Raw genomic sequence first — 19557 nt, 5'->3', positions numbered from 1 at the left:
CTGTAGTCCCCTTCAGGGGATTTAGGCTTATAAATTGAAATATTTAATGTAAGTATCTAAATCCTTGTCGCCTCGTCCTGACAGGCAAACGACAACATTTTCTCCACCCTTGAATTCCATCTTTTCGAGATAAGCCAGGGCATGTGCACTTTCAATCGCAGGAATTATTCCTTCCAGTTGCGTACACAGTAAACCTGCATCTAAACTTTCCTCGTCGGTAATGGAAACATATTGCCCGCGGCCTGTTTTAAACAAATGTGCATGCTGAGGCCCGATTCCCGGATAATCTAAACCCGCAGAAACCGAATGGGGTTCTACTACCTGACCGTCTGCTGTTTGCATTAAAATACTTCTGCTGCCGTGTAAAACACCTTCCTTACCCAGGTAGGTTGTTGCAGCAGATAATCCGCTTGAAACACCCTTGCCAGCTGCTTCAACAGCAATCAACTTTACATTTTCGTCATCCATAAAATGATAAAACATACCCATTGCGTTACTTCCCCCTCCAACGCAAGCCAATACATAATCTGGTTGTTCGCTGCCGGTTTGTTCAAGTAACTGTTTTTTAGTCTCCTCAGAGATAATCGATTGAAAAATAGCTACCATATCCGGGTATGGATGCGGACCAACAACCGAGCCGATGATGTAATGGGTATCCACCGGGTTATTGATCCAGTCGCGCATGGCTTCGTTAGTGGCATCTTTTAAAGTTTTACTTCCCGAACTTGCCGGAACAACCTTTGCACCCAGCATTTTCATGCGGGCAACATTAGGTGCCTGGCGCTCAATATCCACTTCGCCCATATAGATCACGCATTCTAAATTACGTAAGGCACATACAGTAGCTGTAGCTACACCATGCTGTCCCGCACCTGTTTCAGCAATGATTCTTTTTTTACCAAGCTTCTCTGCAAGTAAAATCTGACCGACCGTGTTATTAATTTTATGTGCGCCTGTATGATTCAAATCCTCTCTTTTGAGAAAGATATTCGCACCATAGCGCTCAGAATATCTTTTAGCCAGATATAGCGGGGAAGGCCTCCCAACATAGTCCCTTAACAATTGATGAAATTCTTTCTGAAAATCAGCATCATCAATAATCTTTAAATAATTCTGACGCAATTCCTCTACGTTTGGATAAAGCATTTCAGGAATATATGCGCCCCCAAAATCCCCGTAGTATCCTTTTTCGTTTACTTTGTATTTCATATCTGTAGTTTTGTTAGCCTGAGAAGCGAAGATCCAATGTAAATAGTGATCTTCATATTCGCCTCACAGTGCAACCTTGCTTATTTTACTGTTATTATAAATTCTTTTATTTTCTGTGCATCCTTTATTCCCGGCTCCACCTCGAACCTGCTGTTAATATCAAGGGCATATAATCGTGCATCTTCTATTTCTGCTATTGCAGCCGCATGTTCCAGGTCAATTCCCCCACTTAAAAAGTAAGGTTGATCGAGGGTGTAGTGCTCCAGAATCTTCCAGTCAAAAGTTTTACCAGACCCGCCATGAGCTTTAGTCTTGGTATCAAACAGAAAGTAATCTATTACTTTCTGATAATCCTTTAAAACCCTAAAATCGAAGTGCTCATCCACTCCAAAAGCTTTAATTACCTCCAGTCCGGCGAAACTGTCCTTTAAGTCTTCGCAGTAAGCTACAGATTCCTGACCATGCAACTGGACTGCTTTTAACTGATAATCCTGAACCTTTTTCTTCACCACCGAAAGTTCCTCATTAACAAAAACTCCAACACTCTTAATTTCGGAAGGGATGTATTTAATCAGTTCGGCAGATACATCGGTAATCATTCTTGGCGATTGCTTATAGAAAATAAATCCCATGTAATCCGGACGCAAACTGGCTACTGCAGCAATATTTGCCGCCAGTGTCATGCCGCAAACCTTTAACTTTACTTCTTTCATCAGGCTACCAGCTTTTTAAAACTCTCCAGGGCTTTTTTGCTCATTAACGATTCTTCCGCTTCGTAATAACAATCCGCGAAAGACAGTGCTGGCTTGATAGTTTTAATGGCCAGTGCCGAATTGCATAAAACCACGTTATTTTGAACATCAGTAGCTGTTCCATTCAAAACGTCCATAAATATTTTCGCTGATGATTCAACAGTATCCCCCCCCTTTATCGCATTTACCGGAACTTTTTCAAAACCCATATCACTAAGCGTTAAAATCTGTTCCCCCTTATTGGTAAAAGTCTTCACATCACAGGTAAGAGATACTTCGTCGTAGCCTTCCAGCGCGTGAACAATAGTATAATTCTTTGTCGTATCCTGGTACAAATAGGCGTATAACCTTGCCAGTTCCAGACTAAAAACACCAACCATCTGATATTTGGGCTGTGAAGGATTAACCATAGGGCCAAGCATATTAAAAAAGGTTTTCACTCCTAATTCCTTACGGATGGGGGCTACAATTTTCATAGCCGGATTGAATAATGGAGCATGCAGAAAACAAATGCCAGCCGCATCCAGGTTTCTTTTCAGTGTATCCTGGTCATTAGTAAAACTGTAGCCCAGGTATTCCATCACATTTGAAGAACCACAACCCGATGATACACCATAATTACCATGCTTTGCTACCTTATGCCCGGCACCTGCAACTACAAAAGAAGACAGGGTGGAAATATTGAAGGTATCTTTTCCATCGCCACCTGTACCGCATAAATCAATGAGCTCATAATCAGAAAAGTCAGCTTTGATGCCTAAATCGAGCATCGCATCCCGGAAACCCTGTAGCTCATCAACGGTAATGTTACGCATGGCATAAGCAGTAATAAATGCGGCAATCTGTGAAGAATTAAATTCACCCTGTGTAATAGAGATCAGGATATTCTTTGCCTCTTCCCTGCTGAAACTTTTATTCTCAAATAAATGGTTTAATATTCTTTTCATATTGATGTTTTCAAGCGCTGGTCGTATTGCTAAAACCAATTATTAACCTATTCCTGGTTTGCAGGAACCTAAGTCTGTAAAAAATTGCATAAAAAAAGGATTGCTTTTTGGGCAATCCTCTTCGTTTTTTGTAAAATATTTTAAAATATATAACAATAGAATATGCCTAACGATTTTCGTTATGCCACCACCAATTGTTATTTAAGTTTTTAATTATCATGTTTGTATAAAGCAAATATTGACATACTTTTTTATAATTCCAAAATCTTTCTAAAAATATATGGCTTTTTTCAAGAGAAAAGTACAGTTCAATGATGATCTGGGTTTCGGCTCAAGTCCTGTTATTAAAAATCAACGCGTTCTAAATACCGATGGAACGCCGAATATCGAGCGTACGGGTTTACCATGGTTTAAATTTGACGATACTTATACGCGCCTGGTCACCATGAGCTGGTCAAGATTTTTCCTGGTGATTCTCATCACTTACCTCATTGTAAATAGCTTCTTTGCTGTTGCATACAATATTGTGGGCATCGAAAACTTAGATGGAGCAAAGGGCACCACCCTGCGAGATCAGTTTTTCGATGCATTCTTCTTCTCTGCACAAACCATTTCTACAGTAGGTTACGGACACATCTCACCTCAGGGTTTTATTACCAGTATTTTAGCGGCGTTTGAAAGCATGCTCGGTTTGCTGGCTTTTGCCCTTGCTACTGGCTTACTTTATGGCCGATTCAGCCGCCCCACATCAAAAGTTATCTTCAGTAAGAAAATGGTGGTAGCACCCTATCAAGGTAAAACCGGACTCATGTGTCGTTTGGCTAATCTCAGGAAAAATGCCCTGATTGATGTAGAAGCTCAAATGTTCATCACTTATAATGAAACGGTTGATGGTAAACTCAAAAGAAGTTTTTATCCATTGCAATTGGAACGTAGCAAAATCAGCGTGCTCTCTCTGAACTGGACATTAGTGCATCCGGTCAACGAAGATAGTCCGGTTTTTGAAAAAAGCTTAGAAGAACTGAAAATTGCGGAGGTAGAGATTTTTGTAATTTTAAAGGCTTTTGACGATACTTTTGCACAAACACTGCATACCCGGACAAGCTATCAGGATGAAGACATAGAATGGAACGCGAAATTTAGAATCATGCATTACCACAACGAAGAAGGGAAAACAGTAATGGATTACAGCTTATTCGACAGTACTGAACAGCTTAGGATTGGTGATTGATAAAGGTTACAATATCTTTATACAAATCATTGCCACCAAATATCATCTGACTAATCATCGGTACGTGGCTTTTACCTTTAACCTCTTTAATTTGTACAGAAATCTTATTAGCCTTTAATTTCTCATACAACCTTGGCGTTTGTATCTTAATTGCACCATAGGTTTTGCTGCCATAAAAAAGCAAATGTGGGTTTTTGATATCATTAACATATTCCATTGGAGACGCTTTCTTCCAAACCGCAGGCTGATTGGTAAAAGTCCTTAAGAAATCGTAATAATAGTCATCCTTTTCAGCTTCAGTTAAGTATTCATGTATATCCAAACCAAAAGGGTCATTTAATATCACACCTTTGATGGGATTTTTAATCCCCGCATGCTGAAAATATATGGGATCACTGTTGATGAGTTCTGCTAAATGGGCACCTGCAGAGTGCCCCATTACGAAAAGCTTATTGGCACTGGCCTGATATCCGGAAATATTTTCCTTAACCCACTTTACAGCTAAAGCACAATCATCGGCCATTTTACCATATTGCGCATCTGGCGCCAAAGGATAGTTAATGATCACCGTCACAATCCCTTTCCTGGCAAAATTACGTCCAAGCCACCAGTAGGTTTCTTTTCTTCCGCTGCTCCATGAACCGCCATGGATAAAAATCAAAACAGGCTTGTCCGCTACACCGTCGGCTTTGTAAAAGATGTTGAGGGTATTTTTTTTCGCAGTTGTGCCGGCATAATTTATATTTTTAGCTGTTTTTACTTGTGCTGAGGATAAAATGGTTTGGAATAAGAGCATTACTAAAACTAGTTTTTTAAGCATATTGATTTTTTTTCAGTCAACACTTAACAAACGAAAAAGTTCACCAGACGGATTGCAGTGATCAGATTCCCACAGTTCGAGGAGGCAAGGCATCACCTTTGGCTTTATGCCTGAATTCCTCATATCAAATCTCTTGTTACCCCAGGTCTATATCAAGGGGTTTTTCTCCTTTGAAAATAAATCAAAAACCTTTTTGTCTACAAAAGCAGGAAACAGCTTGTTCATCCATACCGCAAGCTTACCCTGGCCAGTCATCACCAAAGTACGTTTACGTTTTTCAATACCTTCAGCTATAATACCTGCAACCTCTTCTGAGCTCATCATTTTACCTTCATCCATACTGGTCTCACCATGCGCAGCACCATCTTTCGATAACGCGGTAACTCGGATATTCGAGGCCGTAAATCCCGGACAGGCCACCAATACGTTCACGCCGGTTTTCAAAAGCTCAGTCCTCAGCGATTCAAGAAAGCCGTTCATCGCAAATTTCGATGCTGAATAACCGGTACGTCCTGGCAATCCCCTGAAACCGGCGATCGATGAAACCCCAACAACAGTGCCCTTTGTCTTTAAAATCTCCGGTAAAGCATATTTTGTACAATAAACCGTACCCCAGAAATTAACATCCATCAAATTCTTTAGTACCGATAAGTCCAGATCATTGAATAAAGCACGCATGGATAATCCTGCATTATTTACCAGAATATCAATTTTTTGAAATGAAACCAATGTTTGTTTGATGATCAGTTCACAATCCTCCTCTTTGCTTACATCCGCCTGAACAGCAACCGCCCTGATACCGTATTTCTTTTCCAGATCAGCGGTAATTTCACATAAGGTAACATATTGACGGGCAGCCAAAACAAGATTTGCGCCACGTTTAGCAAATTCTTCTGCACAGGCTTTTCCAATTCCGCTGGATGCACCGGTGATGATGATAACTTTATCTTTCATTAAATCGTTTGTTGTTTTATTTGTATATGCTGAATTATGGCTTACCTTAATCCCTACTTCATCATCGCATTTTCATAAGGCACACGCGTAACAATCGAACGCCCAAGCGTAATCTCATCGGTATATTCCAGTTCCCCTCCAAACGCAATTCCTCTTGCTATGGTGGTAATCGGAACATTAAATTCCTTCAATCTTTTGTATAGGTAGAACAAGGTGGTATCACCCTCCATATTAGGGCTCAATGCGAGAATTACTTCTTTAACATCACCGCTTCCAACACGCTGAACAAGCGAATCAATGTACAAATCAGCAGGACCAACACCATCCATCGGAGAGATTAATCCACCCAAAACATGGTATACTCCAAAATATTGTCCGGTGTTTTCAATAGCCATTACATCACGCGTATCTTCAACCACACAAATGGTTTCCTTATCCCGCTTATGTGAAGTACAAATCTCGCAAATGCTGTGATCTGAAATATTGTAGCAAATGCTGCAGTTTTTAATCTGCTGTTTTAACTTGATTAAGGTATTTCCAAACTGGTTCACCTCCTCCTGTTCCTTATTTAAAAGATGCAAAACCAACCTCAACGCCGTCTTTTGTCCCACACCAGGTAATTTCGAGAATTCGTTTACTGCATCTTCAAGCAGTTTGGATGAAAAATTCATAGCACAAAAATATGTAAAATTGTGATTAGTTCATTCCTCACTCAGGCATTACTTAGCCGGCAAATGAACAATTGCACAACGAACTATTGAACTATTGATTTAATTTGTAATTTCATACATTTATCTTCTTAAAACAAATCTATGTCGCCAACCATACTGTTATGCTTCCTGATCGGTTATTTCCTCCTGCTGATTATCATTTCATTTGTCACCTCTAAAGATTCTTCGGATAACAATTCATTTTTCGTTGCCAACCGAAACTCAAAATGGTATCTGGTTGCATTTGGAATGATTGGAACAGCGCTTTCCGGTGTAACCTTTATTTCAGTTCCGGGTGAGGTGGGTGCCCCCGCAGGCAACCAGTTTCAATACTTTCAGTTCGTACTGGGAAATGCGGTTGGTTTTATCATCATCTGTACAGTTTTATTGCCACTGTATTACAGAATGAATTTAACCTCCATTTACAGTTACATCGAACAACGCTTAGGCCATTACAGTTATAAAACGGCAGCATCCATCTTCCTGTTAAGCCGCACGCTTGGTTCTGCAACCAGACTGTATCTGGTAGTCATTGTACTCCAGCGCTTCATCTTCGACAACTACCATGTTCCCTTTTGGTTAACCGTATTGATTTCGCTTGCACTCATCTGGTCATATACCTTTAAAGGGGGATTAAAAACCATTATCATCACTGATACCCTGCAAACCTTTTTCCTGGTTTTATCAGTTTTCTTAACGATTTACTTCATTTGCAACAAACTTGATTTTAGTATTCCGCAGGCATTTGAAACGGTAAAAAACAGCAGCTATTCAAAAATTTTCTTTCTGGAAGACTTCCTTACCAACAAGTTCTATTTTGGTAAACAGTTTATAGGTGGCATTTTCGTTACTATCGCCATGACAGGTTTGGATCAGGATCTAATGCAGAAAAACCTGAGTATGGGTACGATCAAGGAAGCACAAAAAAACATGTTTACCTTCACAGGTGTATTCGTCATTTTAAATGTCTTCTTCCTGAGTGTTGGTGCACTACTCTATATCTTCGCTGCCAAAAACGGAATCGATATCCCCCTTGATCACATCACCGGAAAGCCCAGAACAGACTTGTTATTCCCGGAGATTGCACTAAACAACCTCGGGGCAATACCCGCCATTATTTTTATGCTGGGATTAACTGCTGCAACCTTTGCCACAACAGATTCGGCATTGACGGCATTAACAACATCATTTTGTGTCGACTTCCTGGGGATGGCCAAAAAAGATAACATCAATGCGAAAGATGCAGTGAAAAAGCGTCATACCGTACACATCGCTTTCTCCGTGCTCATGTTTCTCGTGATTATAGTAATCAATGCATTTAACAGCGCTTCGGTAGTCAGCTTAATTTTCACCATCGCTTCCTATACCTACGGGCCACTTTTGGGCTTATACAGCTTCGGCTTGTTCGTAAAAAACAGAGGTTTGCACGATAAAATAGTACCAATTGTTTGCATATTATCGCCTTTTTTATGTTACTTGCTGTCAAGCTACTCCAAAGAGTTATTGGGTGGCTACGTTTTCAGTGTTGAACTGATCTTAATCAACGGTTTAATCACATTTATTGGCTTGCTTTTCATCAGTAAAAAAACCGATGCGCAAACCAGATTTTAATATTAGAATACAGAATTTATGACGAGTGAAGAAAAAATCAGAAGTGCTTTTGAAAATAAAGATTGGCAGGAAATTAAAGTAACAGATTCATGGCAGATTTTTAAAATCATGGCCGAATTTGTAGATGGATTCGAGAAATTAGCCAAAATAGGCCCCTGCGTTACGATATATGGTTCTGCACGTACCGCACAAACAAACAGATATTATCAGCTTGCTGAACAATGTGGTAAATTGTTAACCGACCGCGGTTATGGGGTGATAACAGGAGGCGGCCCGGGGATTATGGAAGCAGGAAATAAGGGTGCACATACCAATGGAGGTAAATCAGTGGGACTAAATATAGAACTCCCTTTTGAACAGTTTCACAACAAATATATCGACCACAATAAACTATTGGAATTTGATTATTTCTTTGTCCGCAAGGTAATGTTTATGAAATACAGCCAGGGATTTGTGGTTTTACCGGGTGGCTTCGGCACTATGGATGAACTTTTTGAAGCGCTAACTTTAATTCAAACGGGCAAAATTGCCCGCTTTCCAATCGTATTGCTTGGGAAAGATTATTGGAGCGGATTAATCGACTGGATTAAAAATACCATGCTCGAGAAAGAACATAACATACACGAAGAAGATTTAAATCTGTTCCGTTTGGTTGATACAGCTGAGGAAGCTGCCGAACATATTTTCAGGTTCTACGACAAGTATGTCCTTAAACCTAACTTCTAATCCGAAAAATAAACCGGAACGTTCCTGAGTTAAAAAACCTGAACGCTACACAGCCCCCATAGAGTCTAGGCACTTTACGGGGGCTTCTTATTTAAAAAACAATTTCTGTAACGATTCGTTTATTCCGCAGTCTTAACAGCAAAGTCCGGTAAGTTAATGGAGCAGATATTAAATTGGAGAAAAGGGTTATTCGACAGCCATTATCAGGTGTTTGATCATGCTACACCTAAATTTTCGATCAATTTTAATTCGCTGAAAAATTCAGCATTTGCCACTACACAAAACGAAATTTATCTGCTAAGAAGCCAGGGCTATTCAAATCCTGAAACACAGATTCTAAACAACAAGAACGAGATCATCGCTACTATCCGATATGAATGGTTAAATTTTAAAGCCAGGGTAGAGCTTGCATCCGGAGAAGTATTTGACTGGGGTTTTCAAAACAGCTGGTTAAGTCGCTGGTCATTAAATAATCATACAGACAAACAGATTATCTACAATTCCTCTTCAGGAAGCGGTTTAATTCACAGCAACATCGATGATGATCTGCTGATTTTAACCGGCCTGTTTATCCGCGAATATTATACCCGTATTTTGCTTGCCTTTATCATCATCATGACACTCCTGTTTAGCGGACGGAGTATTTTTTAAAGTCCGCTTACACCGCCGCTCACCACCAGTTTCATTGCATCAGCAGCACTCATATTCAAATCTTTAACCCGCTCCTTTTTAACAATACAAAGCTGGCCGGCAAAAGAATATGACAGCGGAAAATAAACAGCTACCTCATCGGGCAAATCCAGTTTTTCGAGATGTGGCTGTGTTAGAAATCCGATTTTCTTCAACCCACCTTCTACTTCAACCAAAACCGGATGGTTGAACTTCTTTTCGTCACCAACAAACGCTTCAGTTAAATCCTTTATGGAAGAATAAATAAAATTAAATAGCGGCATTCGTTGCATCATCCGTTGAAACCAATTGTACATCGGCTCAGTAACCAGATTCGTTACAAAAATACCAGCCATTAAAATAATGGTCAAAACAGTAAGTAAACCTAAACCAGGAATATTGCGGCTTTCTCCAGTTTTGGGATTCACTCCCAGAATATTATTCACATTCAGCCAGCTATCTACAGTTGTAACTGCCCACACCACTATAAAAATACTCACAGCAATGGGTACAACAATTAATAAACCTTTTATGATATAGTTTAAAATAGCTTTCCCGATCTTATTCATGCTGCAAACTTATTCAAAATTCTTTACAAACTGAATTGGTCCATTACTCATCAGCCCAAACACTTATTCATAAAAGTAAACCCGCTTTACACGCTGTGAAATACTGGTTAGTATTTCATATGGAATCGTATTAATTTGATCAGCCAGTGTCATGATACTGTGCTCTTGATTAAAAACAATCGCTTCGTCACCAGGCTTTACATCGATACCTGTTACATCAAGCATAGTCATATCCATACAAATGGAACCAATAGTAGGGACCAGCTGACCGTTGATTAACATTTTACCCGTCCCATTTCCAAATGCGCGGGTATAACCATCAGCATACCCAATTTTTACAGTAGCAATTTTCCCCCCATCCGGCATTACCCCTCTCCTGCTATACCCAACTGTTTCTCCTGCAGTAAGTTCCTTTACCTGAGTCACCGTAGTTTTAAGTACCATAGTGGTTTGCAAGCCTTTATTCGCTAAAATACCTGAATCGAAACCATACAAACCTATTCCCAAACGAACCATATCCAGTTGTGCATCGGGCCAGCGGCTAATACCCGAGGTATTCGAAATATGCAGCAAAGGCCTGTAGCCCAAACTATCAATAAGTTTTGCAGCAGTAACTCCAAAACGATCAATCTGTAGTTGCGTAAACCCATCGTGCTCTGCCTCCGCACTCGCCACCAGATGAGAGAAAATGCTCTTTACTTTTATCCTCTGAGATTCTTTAAGTAAAATCATAAGCTGATCAGTTTCACGCTCGTCAAAGCCTAATCTATGCATACCGCTATCTATTTTGATGTGTATCGGATAATCAAAGTCATAATCCGATAGCGCGTTAATGAAACTGGTCAATATCCCGATGCTGTAAATCTCAGGCTCAAGCTGGTATTTGATGATTGCTTCAAATGCCGATTCCTCAGGACTCATCACCATAATTGGCAAACTAATTCCAGCTTTCCTCAGGGCAATCCCTTCATCTGCATAAGCCACAGCCAGATAATCTACTTTATGAAACTGAAGCAGGTTGGCAATCTCAAAACTTCCGCTTCCATAAGAGAAGGCCTTTACCATAGCCATAATTTTTACCCCGGATTTTAATTTGGAGCGATAAAACTGCAGGTTGCCAACCATGGCATTCAAATCAATCTCCAATACAGTATCATGTATTTTTTGCGTCAGTAGTTTGCTGATTCTTCCAAATTCAAAACGCCGTGCACCTTTTACCAAAACCGTCTCATGATTAAAGATCAATCCTGGAAAGGCTTCAATAAAGGCATTGGTATGATCAAAAAACTGGGTCTCCATTTCAAAAAATGCCGAAAACTGCGCAATCTGAGTTCCGATACCAATCAGGCGATTCACATTTTTATGAGCCAGTAAACCGGCAATCTCACCATATAAATCCCGTTCCTCCCTGCCAGTTTCAAATAGATCAGAAAGAATAACAGTTTTCTTCGCATGCTGATTCTGCTGATTAAGAAAGTCGAGCGCGATAGCCAGTGAGGAAATATCAGCACTATACGAATCATCAATAATCGAGCATTGGTTAATACCGTTTTTGAGTTCCAGCCGCATACTTACATGGCTTAGCTTTTCCAAACGCAAATCTGCCTGCTCTGCACTATAACCCATAGCAAGTAATGTAGCCCAGCAAATCATGCCATTCTCTATTGATGCCTTATCTTTGAAGGGAAGCATGCACTCTATCTCCCTATCCTGGAATATCGCTCTCAGGTAACAGCTACTTTCAATAGGTTCAACAGCAATGATACGAAGATCGGCATCAGCCTTAGTGCTCCAGCTAAACTTTCGTTTGCCCGGCAGCGCCTTAAAACTCACCTCACTTACATAATCGGGCGAATAAATAAATAGATCACTATTTTCGAACAGCTTTAATTTCTCTGTTAACTTTTGTTTTTTTGAAGCAAAACCTTCCGCATGTGCCTCGCCGATATTGGTTAAAATGCCAATTTTTGGCTGAATGATATTAGCCAGCATCTCCATCTCGTTAACTGCAGATATGCCCGCCTCAAAAATTCCCAGTGTATGTTCAGCATCAATCTGCCATAGAGATAACGGAACCCCGATTTGAGAATTATAGCTCTTGGGACTTCGGACAATATTGTAGTCTGCGGCCAGCAACTGATATAACCATTCCTTAACGATAGTTTTACCATTACTCCCGGTAATACCGATGATATCCAGATCAAAAAAATTGCGGTGAGCAATGGCCAGCTGTTGAAGAGCACGTAACACATCATCAACTAAAATAAAATTACAATCTGGGTATTGATCAATATAATGTGGACTACTGATCACGAAATTTCTAATGTCCTTACTATAGGCATCCGCTATAAATTCATGTCCGTCGCGGTGAGAAACCAAAGCGAAAAACAAGGCAGATTCAGGCATAAATACCGAACGGCTATCAACAATGAGGTATTGAATAACCACTTCTCCATCAAGTAAACGGGTATCGGAATTTAAAATCCCGGCAATGGTAGAGAGAGTATATATTGGGTCCGGCATGTGATTATATTAAGAAAAATATGCTAAAGGTTTTTATTTTTACGAATTTCAGTAAATAATTATGAAAAGCGGTAAAGAAGAGACAGCAATATTAGATAAAAAACAGGCATCAGCCAAGGCTGAAAGTTTTTGTGTATATCAGGAACGGTCTCAAAAAGAAGTCAGGTACAAACTGGTGGAATGGGGAATGCGTGGCGATGAGCTGGAAGAAATTCTTTCTGAACTGATTACCAATAACTTTTTGAACGAGGAACGCTTTGCGTTGCAATATGCTTCAGGAAAATTCCGCATCAAAAAATGGGGCCGTACCAAAATCAAACAGGGCTTAAAACTTAAAGGTGTCCCCGACCGGATTCTTCAAAAAGCGCTATACAGTATGGATGATGATGAATATCTCGAAACCCTGATACAGTTGGCTGAGAAAAAAGCGGCTTCCCTACACGAAACAAACCCTTTAAAAAGAAAAATGAAACTCATCAGCTACCTTCAGGGAAGAGGATTTGAAAATGATTTAATTTTTGTTGCCCTGAAAGCCAGCAATTTAAATTAAATATTAAATTTTTAATAAAAAATCCCTTGACAGAAATATAAATCTCTCTATATTTGCATCACCAAAACGAAACAGCATATCGGTTTTGTTCATGCGAAAGTAGCTCAGTTGGTAGAGCACGACCTTGCCAAGGTCGGGGTCGCGAGTTCGAATCTCGTCTTTCGCTCTAAATGCCTTCCTACCAGGAGGCATTTATTTTTAAATTTGGCTTCCGGCTTCGGAAATAACCAAATGCTCAGATGGTGGAACTGGTAGACACGCAGGACTTAAAATCCTGTGCCCTTAACAGGCGTGCGGGTTCGATTCCCGCTCTGAGTACATCAAAAATCGAATTTAAATCCCTTACATTTCTGTAAGGGATTTTTTTATACCCTACTGGCCCCAGTTCACCTGAATACCATGTTCCTGCGCATATGCTTTGCCCTTCTCCATCAAACGATTGTAATTTTGCTCAAAACGCATTCCATACTTCTGATCAATATCTTTGATCAATACTTCTTTAGCCGATTGGCTGCCTTTAGCATCACAAAGTTTCGCATAAGCCATATACTCATTTTTATAGACCGGGATAACCAGTTCGTACAATGATGTGGACAGCGCTTTAATTTCCTGTTCTTCATCGCCGGAAACAGATAGCTTCTTCACTTTGTCGAGCGACTGCTCCAGATATAAAATCTTATTGGTGATGTTGGTAACGGCTTCATTGCCCTTCTTTTTACTTGATGGGATGTCAGGGAATTCTTTGGTTTCGTCATTAATGTGCCTTGCAAGATCTGGACTGGCAAAATCATTGATCATATTCGTGTTCAATATGGCAATATCAAAAAATCTTTCCGGCGTCTCTGAACATGCAGAAAAGAAAAGCACAGCTAAAATAAGAAAATAAGAGAATGTTTTAAAGGATAGGGCTTGAAATTTGTTCATCTTCTGGATATAAAATAGGTTTAAATGTTAAGTCATACCCTTAACAAAGATTAAGCCGAAATCACGTTTATGAGGCGAAATCCGAGCAGAAAGAAAAATCGGAACATCGGCTACTTCTCATTTAAAAGTAATACTAATCATACAAAATTTAATATTTTTGCATAATTCAAAATTAATTGTACCTTTGTTCCGAGAGCGTTAATTTAAGGGCGGTCAGCTGTAATGGTTGATCGCCCTGTTTTTTTGCTACGCCCCCTGGATTAAGATCAAATGAACCGTCGCCAAATGGCCTACTGAATCACAAAGTCGCCCTCCAGCTTAATTTCATCTGACGAACCACCCACCATTAAGTGATAAGCACCCGGTTCTACCACCCATTCCATTTTTTGATTATAAATTTCAAGATCCGATTTATTCAAAGTAAAACTCAGCGTCTTTTGTTCCCCCGCCTTCAAAGCAACTCTTTTAAACCTAATCAGTTGTTTACCAGGCAATACAACCGACGATTTTTTATGCTGTAGATAAAGCTGTACCACCTCATCGCCATCAACAGATCCGGTATTTTTTACATCAATTTTAACACTCACCGTTTTTTGTCCCTTATTCGCAACCATCTGAAGATTTTGGTAGGCAAAAGTGGTATAGCTCAAACCAAATCCAAAAGAATATAAGGGTTTAGCATCCATTTCAATGTAATCATGTTTCTCAGGATAGCGCGCATTATAATAAACCGGTAGCTGTCCAACAGATTTAGGTACCGAAATCGTTAACCTTCCTGCAGGATTGTAATCGCCGAAAAGGACATCAGCAATGGCATTACCACCTTCTTGCCCCGGATACCAGGCATCAAGTATCGAAGGGACGTGTTCAGCAGCCCAGTTTAAGTTTAAAGGCCTGCCTTTAATCAATACCAGCACAACAGGTTTCCCTGTTTTCATCACTGCTTTCAGCAACTTCATCTGGTCGCCCATTAAATCAAGTGTTGCACGGTCATAACCTTCACCACTTTCCATATCACTAACCGTTTGTGCTTTTGCATCCACTTTCGCAGCGCCGGTTTCAATGTATTCCGTTTTAAAATCCCGCGCGCTCGAACCACCCAATACAATCACCACCGCATCAGATTTCTTCGCTGCCGATACCGCGTCATCGATATTACTCGAAAGCGTATCACGGATGCCACAACCTTTTACATAGTTGATTTTGGTTGTCTCACCCAGCTTATTTTTAATACCCTGCAAAACGGTAACCACATTACCCTCTTCCTGTGGCGCGGTATAGTCGCCTAACTGATTATACACATTGTCGGCATTAGGTCCTATCACCGCAATGCTTTTTAATTTTTTACTTAGCGGCAGCAGTTGATTCTGGTTCTTTAATAGAATTACCGATTCACGCGCAACCTCGCGGGCAATCCCGATTTTCCCGGCATCCCTTACCTTTTGTTTAGCCACCTGTGGATCCACATAAGGATTTTCAAATAAACCCATCCTGAACTTAATCCGCAGCACCCTGCTCACGGCAGTATCCAGTACCTGTCCAGAAACTTTACCCTGTTTAATGGCATCCAGCAGGGATTTTCCATAACCTATTCCACTTAAATCAGCATCCAACCCCGCATTAATGGCCAATGAGGCCGCATCGGCATCGGTTGCCGCAACATGATGGTTGGCTTTTAGCCCTGAAATGCTGTTTAAGTCTGAAACCACGAAACCTTTAAAGCCCCAGTCCTGACGCAGGATATCTTTCATCAAAACCGAATTAGAAGAGCAGGGAACACCGTCAATAGAATTATAAGAAGTCATTACCGACAGTACGCCCGCTTTTACAGCAGCCTTAAACTGGGGTAAATAAAACTGATGTAACGTCCGCAAGCCAAGGTTGATGCTGCTTCCATTATGCCCACCCTCCGGAGCACCATAAGCAGCCAGGTGTTTTAAGGTCGCCACTACATTCACACCGCTATTAACCGACTTCCCCTGTAATCCACGGACCATACCCTCACCCATCCGGCTGATCAGTACATGGTCTTCACCATAGGTTTCTTCTACCCTCGACCACCGCGGTTCGCGAGCCAGATCCAGCACCGGGCCATAACCAATATGTCCGCCTTGCACCCGTGTTTCTTCAGCAATTGCAGCAGCCATTTTCTCAATTAACTCAGGATCAAATGTACTGCTCTGCCCTATTGAAGTTGGAAAAACGGTTGTACCAATCGCCATATGACCATGAGGAGCCTCCTCAGAAAGTAGTACAGGGATACCCAAACGCGTATTTTCAATCGCATATTTCTGGATGGCATTCGTGGCTTTTGCCGCAAGTTCAGGATTTAATCCATTTGCCAGGGTCTTTTTAGTCCAGGGATCCGCACGCAGTGTAGCCCACAACATTCCCGTATACGATTCCTTTAACGATTTTTTAAAGGCCTCACTTACTTCAACCTCATTACCATTCTTGGTATACATAGGCCAGCCCAATGGCATGGAAATCTGTCCCACTTTTTCCTCAACAGTCATCCTCGAAAGCAAATCCTTAATCCGGCTTTCTACAGACGCTTTTGCATTCTTATATAAGGGAAGCGTACTTTTCTTTTGTGCAAAGCCTGGAATGTTAAATGTTGAAAATGCCAGACTCAGGCATAGGGTAATTTGTAGTTTTTTATTCATATCAGCTAAATATTATGCCCAGGCCTTCCTCAGGAAACGTAGCCAGTTTCCATGCATCAGGTTTTCGACATCAGTATCGGTGTAACCTCGTTTTTTAAATAAATCCGGCACTTTCTGTAAGTCAGCAATGGTTTCCAGGTCGTAAGGACACTGCTCTCTGCCAAAGGCGCCGTCCAGGTCTGAACCTATGCCCACGTGCAATGCGTTGCCTGCAAGCTGGCATATGTGATCAATATGATCAATCATCACCTCCAGATTACAGTTCATCGCTCTAGGTTGCGAAATTCCCCTTTGCCAATCCGGCACCATCATCCACGCATCAAGCGCTGCACCAATCACGGCACCTCTGTCAACAAGTGCTTTAATCTGTTCATCGCTGTACTGCCGGTTATGGTTAACCAGACTACGGCAGTTATTGTGCGAAGCCCAGATATATCCGCGAAAACGGCCCAATGCATCCCAGAAACTGTCGTCACATAAATGCGTCGCGTCTAAGATAACATTTAATCTCTCCATTTCCTTCAGCAATTCATGCCCCAGTGGGGTCATCTTACCTGTAGCATCTGTCCCCTGCGCGTACCTGCCGGGGCCATAATGCGCCGGACCAACAGCCCGGAGACCATTCTCCCATGCCCGTTCCAGATGTTGCGGCGTAACATAAGAATCCGCACCCTCCAGACTCAAAATGTAGCCCACTGGTTTTTCAGTTGCAGGCTGATCATTCCGCCACAACGAAAGGTGTTTCTCCAGCGTCTCCAGGTTATAAACCTGAAACATTTCACCCGCGTCTTCCATGGCTTTATACCAGGCCAGCTGACCCTGTGTTTGGGCCCAGGCCTGCTCCGGCGAGTGCCAGCCAGGCAGATGATTATCGGGGTCCACATATCTCGCAATCTGGGTAGCTACCACCAAACCAATATTTCCTTTTCTCAACTCCGGAAGCGACACCGTTGCCAATGCCCGGTCGGGCTTATCAGTTAAACCCTCTTCCCGCTTATTGATCGATGAAACCCCCTGTGTTAAATCACGGTTCCACTCCAAGGCATTCATGCTCAAATCCAAATGGGCGTCTATTGTAAACATGCTTATTTCTTAAATGGTAATTTTTCTTTTTCGGGAAATGATATCCCAGTAATCAAGGGATCGATCTGTTCTCAGGCAAATTGCACTTTCGTGCAGCGCCACTGTTGGGCAAACATGATAAGGTAATCCATATAGCATGTCGCCAGGCAAGTAGGCCTCAGGTTCGGCAGTACTTAATACCAGATGCTCTTCACTCTGACTTTGAACCTCAAGCAACGGTGCATTAATAAAAAACACGCGGTTCCTCAATTCCTTTTCTGCTGCAACCGCTTTGTGACCGAGGTCAGTACATACCAACCCCTCATCCGGAAGTGAGACTATTCTGCTCGCTACCAGCGCAGCGGTTTGAAAAGGCTGTTCCGGATAAGCATCCTGGTAGCCTTTATCCCAAAGGATAAAAGTACCGGGACTACACTCAAAATCTGTTTCTGCAGCGTAGATGGGGAAAGTAGGCGTACCGCCGGCAACAATGGTAATGCTATAGCCTAAATGCGCTTCAACCTTTTCCCGCAAATCCAGTAACTGTTTGATAACAGGTGCCGATTGCTCCATCCTTGCCTCCAGCGCTGCATCATGGATATGACCATCATAAGCATGCAATCCAACAACAGTTATACCTGGAAGATGCTGAAGGTTTTCCACTAAACTTAAAGCCATTCCGGGATGTAGGCCTGTCCGGTTCATACCCACATTCAAATCGATGTACACATCCAATTCAGCGCGCTCTTCTACAGCCTTTGCAGAAAGTTGCCGGGCTATTTCCAGGCTATCTGTGAGGCAGCTGAATGCCGTATCAGGGTACCGACATTTAAGCTTAAACAACCGGCTCATATTTTCAGCCACAGGCTGATAGGCAAGCAAAACATCAGGTACCCTATCTAAAGCCAGCATTTCTGCTTCAGCGATGGTAGCACACTTAAACTTATTGATGCCTGCCGATAACAGCAGCCTGGTAATTTCCCTGCACTTATAAGTCTTCACATGCGGCCGTAACCGGTCAATCCGGTTAATCATGCTTTTCAGCAAACTGATGTTGGCCGTTAAACGCTCCTCATAAAAAATAAGGGATGGCGTTTCAATATGCGCTTCATCAGGCAGCAGGTACCAGGCTTGCTCCTTTTCCATCTTTAAAATAATTCGAATAAAGCCTCAATCTCAACCGGGATATTGTCTGGCAAAGAGCCAAATCCTACTGCACTTCGTACACCAATCCCGTTTTCCTCACCCCATACTTTTGCAAAAAGCTCACTGCATCCGTTAATGATGAATGGGTGTTTTTCGAAGTCGGGTGTGCAGTTTACCATACCCAATACTTTAATTACCCGTTTAACTTTGTTCAGGCTGCCTAAATTGGCCTTAATAGTCGATAACATGGTTAAACCTACCTGCAAAGCTGCAAGCTTACCCTCGTCCTGATTGAAATCTGACCCGATACGGCCGATAATTAATGATTTGTCGTCCTGAACTGGTCCATGTCCGCTCAGATACAAATATTTTCCATCAACCAAACAAGGCTTATAAACACCCAGTGGTGCTGGTGCTGGTGGCAGGTTTAATTTCAATTGTTCGAAGCGTTCGTCGGGAGTTAAATTTTCCATTTTTATATAGGTGTT

18 protein-coding genes and 2 tRNA genes are annotated in these 19557 nt (G+C 41.5%); 7 read left to right on the top strand and 13 right to left on the bottom strand.

Annotation, left to right across the window (positions count from 1 at the left end; genetic code table 11):
• Positions 1-27 precede the first annotated feature (27 nt).
• The 3 genes from trpB to trpD form a co-directional block, all read right to left on the bottom strand.
• Positions 28-1209, bottom strand: coding sequence for a tryptophan synthase subunit beta (trpB, locus tag R2Q80_RS17385; protein ID WP_316800820.1), 1182 nt, complete (start codon positions 1207-1209; stop codon positions 28-30).
• 80 nt (positions 1210-1289) lie between these two features.
• On the bottom strand, positions 1290-1922 hold the full coding sequence (locus R2Q80_RS17380) for a phosphoribosylanthranilate isomerase (RefSeq protein ID WP_316800819.1): 633 nt from the start codon (positions 1920-1922) through the stop codon (positions 1290-1292).
• On the bottom strand, positions 1922-2908 hold the full coding sequence (gene trpD, locus R2Q80_RS17375; protein WP_316800818.1) for an anthranilate phosphoribosyltransferase: 987 nt from the start codon (positions 2906-2908) through the stop codon (positions 1922-1924). Before trpD ends, R2Q80_RS17380 begins: the two co-directional genes overlap by 1 nt.
• Positions 2909-3188: 280 nt before the next feature.
• Between trpD and R2Q80_RS17370 the strand changes: the two genes are divergently transcribed.
• On the top strand, positions 3189-4139 hold the full coding sequence (locus tag R2Q80_RS17370) for an ion channel (protein ID WP_316800817.1): 951 nt from the start codon (positions 3189-3191) through the stop codon (positions 4137-4139).
• On the opposite strand, the gene R2Q80_RS17365 is transcribed toward R2Q80_RS17370, so the two are convergent.
• The 3 genes from R2Q80_RS17365 to recR form a co-directional block, all read right to left on the bottom strand.
• The gene (locus tag R2Q80_RS17365; RefSeq protein ID WP_316800816.1) at positions 4123-4959 is read right to left on the bottom strand and encodes an alpha/beta hydrolase; all 837 of its coding nucleotides are present in this window, start codon (positions 4957-4959) and stop codon (positions 4123-4125) included. The genes R2Q80_RS17370 and R2Q80_RS17365 overlap by 17 nt on opposite strands.
• Positions 4960-5106: 147 nt before the next feature.
• The gene (locus R2Q80_RS17360) at positions 5107-5913 is read right to left on the bottom strand and encodes an SDR family oxidoreductase (RefSeq protein WP_316800815.1); all 807 of its coding nucleotides are present in this window, start codon (positions 5911-5913) and stop codon (positions 5107-5109) included.
• A gap of 53 nt (positions 5914-5966) precedes the next feature.
• On the bottom strand, positions 5967-6584 hold the full coding sequence (gene recR, locus R2Q80_RS17355; protein WP_316800814.1) for a recombination mediator RecR: 618 nt from the start codon (positions 6582-6584) through the stop codon (positions 5967-5969).
• A 141-nt stretch (positions 6585-6725) separates the two neighbouring features.
• Here recR and R2Q80_RS17350 point away from each other — a divergent pair, with 141 nt between their 5' ends.
• From R2Q80_RS17350 to R2Q80_RS17340, 3 genes are all read left to right on the top strand, one after another.
• Positions 6726-8234, top strand: coding sequence for a sodium:solute symporter (locus tag R2Q80_RS17350; protein WP_316800813.1), 1509 nt, complete (start codon positions 6726-6728; stop codon positions 8232-8234).
• An 18-nt stretch (positions 8235-8252) separates the two neighbouring features.
• Positions 8253-8960, top strand: a complete 708-nt coding sequence (locus R2Q80_RS17345) for a TIGR00730 family Rossman fold protein (protein ID WP_047799208.1) — start codon at positions 8253-8255, stop codon at positions 8958-8960.
• A 156-nt stretch (positions 8961-9116) separates the two neighbouring features.
• Entirely contained in the window at positions 9117-9611 is a 495-nt protein-coding gene (locus tag R2Q80_RS17340; protein WP_316800812.1) for a hypothetical protein, read from the top strand.
• On the opposite strand, the gene R2Q80_RS17335 is transcribed toward R2Q80_RS17340, so the two are convergent.
• Both R2Q80_RS17335 and R2Q80_RS17330 read right to left on the bottom strand, forming a co-directional pair.
• Positions 9608-10198: a DUF502 domain-containing protein gene (locus tag R2Q80_RS17335; protein ID WP_316800811.1), complete on the bottom strand. Its 591-nt coding sequence runs from the start codon at positions 10196-10198 to the stop codon at positions 9608-9610. The two genes, R2Q80_RS17340 and R2Q80_RS17335, sit on opposite strands and share 4 nt — an antisense overlap.
• A 63-nt stretch (positions 10199-10261) precedes the next feature.
• Complete coding sequence (locus R2Q80_RS17330) at positions 10262-12721, bottom strand: bifunctional UDP-N-acetylmuramoyl-tripeptide:D-alanyl-D-alanine ligase/alanine racemase (protein WP_316800810.1); 2460 nt, start codon at positions 12719-12721, stop codon at positions 10262-10264.
• A 61-nt stretch (positions 12722-12782) separates the two neighbouring features.
• On the opposite strand from R2Q80_RS17330, the gene R2Q80_RS17325 reads away from it, so the two are divergent.
• The 3 genes from R2Q80_RS17325 to R2Q80_RS17315 all read left to right on the top strand — a co-directional run bounded on the left by R2Q80_RS17325 (position 12783) and on the right by R2Q80_RS17315 (position 13589).
• Positions 12783-13271, top strand: coding sequence for a regulatory protein RecX (locus R2Q80_RS17325; protein WP_316800809.1), 489 nt, complete (start codon positions 12783-12785; stop codon positions 13269-13271).
• 93 nt (positions 13272-13364) lie between these two features.
• Positions 13365-13437: transfer RNA gene (locus tag R2Q80_RS17320), tRNA-Gly, on the top strand.
• A 67-nt stretch (positions 13438-13504) separates the two neighbouring features.
• A tRNA-Leu gene (locus tag R2Q80_RS17315) sits at positions 13505-13589 on the top strand.
• A gap of 54 nt (positions 13590-13643) precedes the next feature.
• Here the strand turns inward: R2Q80_RS17315 and R2Q80_RS17310 are convergent.
• From R2Q80_RS17310 to R2Q80_RS17290, 5 genes are all read right to left on the bottom strand, one after another.
• Entirely contained in the window at positions 13644-14195 is a 552-nt protein-coding gene (locus R2Q80_RS17310) for a hypothetical protein (RefSeq protein ID WP_316800808.1), read from the bottom strand.
• Positions 14196-14485: 290 nt separating this feature from the next.
• Complete coding sequence (locus R2Q80_RS17305; protein ID WP_316800807.1) at positions 14486-16861, bottom strand: glycoside hydrolase family 3 N-terminal domain-containing protein; 2376 nt, start codon at positions 16859-16861, stop codon at positions 14486-14488.
• A 12-nt stretch (positions 16862-16873) separates the two neighbouring features.
• Complete coding sequence (locus R2Q80_RS17300; protein ID WP_316800806.1) at positions 16874-17944, bottom strand: dipeptidase; 1071 nt, start codon at positions 17942-17944, stop codon at positions 16874-16876.
• A 9-nt stretch (positions 17945-17953) separates the two neighbouring features.
• On the bottom strand, positions 17954-19069 hold the full coding sequence (locus tag R2Q80_RS17295; protein WP_316800805.1) for a D-TA family PLP-dependent enzyme: 1116 nt from the start codon (positions 19067-19069) through the stop codon (positions 17954-17956).
• A gap of 2 nt (positions 19070-19071) precedes the next feature.
• A complete protein-coding gene (locus R2Q80_RS17290; protein WP_316800804.1) occupies positions 19072-19542 on the bottom strand; it encodes a RidA family protein in 471 nt (156 codons plus the stop codon).
• Positions 19543-19557 lie beyond the last annotated feature (15 nt).

The sequence above is a fragment of the Pedobacter frigidisoli genome (assembly GCF_032678525.1).
In the GTDB taxonomy this organism is placed as follows: Bacteria; Bacteroidota; Bacteroidia; order Sphingobacteriales; family Sphingobacteriaceae; genus Pedobacter; species Pedobacter frigidisoli_A.
Note: the sequence above shows the minus strand (reverse complement) of the source record. Positions and strands in the feature narration are given on the sequence as shown.

Bases quoted from the DNA above. Each gene is read 5' to 3' on its own strand.
- trpB (WP_316800820.1), bottom strand. From the start codon at position 1,209: ATGAAATACAAAGTAAACGAAAAAGGATACTACGGGGATTTTGGGGGC.
- R2Q80_RS17380 (WP_316800819.1), bottom strand. From the start codon at position 1,922: ATGAAAGAAGTAAAGTTAAAGGTTTGCGGCATGACACTGGCGGCAAAT.
- trpD (WP_316800818.1), bottom strand. From the start codon at position 2,908: ATGAAAAGAATATTAAACCATTTATTTGAGAATAAAAGTTTCAGCAGG.
- R2Q80_RS17370 (WP_316800817.1), top strand. From the start codon at position 3,189: ATGGCTTTTTTCAAGAGAAAAGTACAGTTCAATGATGATCTGGGTTTC.
- R2Q80_RS17365 (WP_316800816.1), bottom strand. From the start codon at position 4,959: ATGCTTAAAAAACTAGTTTTAGTAATGCTCTTATTCCAAACCATTTTA.
- R2Q80_RS17360 (WP_316800815.1), bottom strand. From the start codon at position 5,913: ATGAAAGATAAAGTTATCATCATCACCGGTGCATCCAGCGGAATTGGA.
- recR (WP_316800814.1), bottom strand. From the start codon at position 6,584: ATGAATTTTTCATCCAAACTGCTTGAAGATGCAGTAAACGAATTCTCG.
- R2Q80_RS17350 (WP_316800813.1), top strand. From the start codon at position 6,726: ATGTCGCCAACCATACTGTTATGCTTCCTGATCGGTTATTTCCTCCTG.
- R2Q80_RS17345 (WP_047799208.1), top strand. From the start codon at position 8,253: ATGACGAGTGAAGAAAAAATCAGAAGTGCTTTTGAAAATAAAGATTGG.
- R2Q80_RS17340 (WP_316800812.1), top strand. From the start codon at position 9,117: ATGGAGCAGATATTAAATTGGAGAAAAGGGTTATTCGACAGCCATTAT.
- R2Q80_RS17335 (WP_316800811.1), bottom strand. From the start codon at position 10,198: ATGAATAAGATCGGGAAAGCTATTTTAAACTATATCATAAAAGGTTTA.
- R2Q80_RS17330 (WP_316800810.1), bottom strand. From the start codon at position 12,721: ATGCCGGACCCAATATATACTCTCTCTACCATTGCCGGGATTTTAAAT.
- R2Q80_RS17325 (WP_316800809.1), top strand. From the start codon at position 12,783: ATGAAAAGCGGTAAAGAAGAGACAGCAATATTAGATAAAAAACAGGCA.
- R2Q80_RS17310 (WP_316800808.1), bottom strand. From the start codon at position 14,195: ATGAACAAATTTCAAGCCCTATCCTTTAAAACATTCTCTTATTTTCTT.
- R2Q80_RS17305 (WP_316800807.1), bottom strand. From the start codon at position 16,861: ATGAATAAAAAACTACAAATTACCCTATGCCTGAGTCTGGCATTTTCA.
- R2Q80_RS17300 (WP_316800806.1), bottom strand. From the start codon at position 17,944: ATGTTTACAATAGACGCCCATTTGGATTTGAGCATGAATGCCTTGGAG.
- R2Q80_RS17295 (WP_316800805.1), bottom strand. From the start codon at position 19,069: ATGGAAAAGGAGCAAGCCTGGTACCTGCTGCCTGATGAAGCGCATATT.
- R2Q80_RS17290 (WP_316800804.1), bottom strand. From the start codon at position 19,542: ATGGAAAATTTAACTCCCGACGAACGCTTCGAACAATTGAAATTAAAC.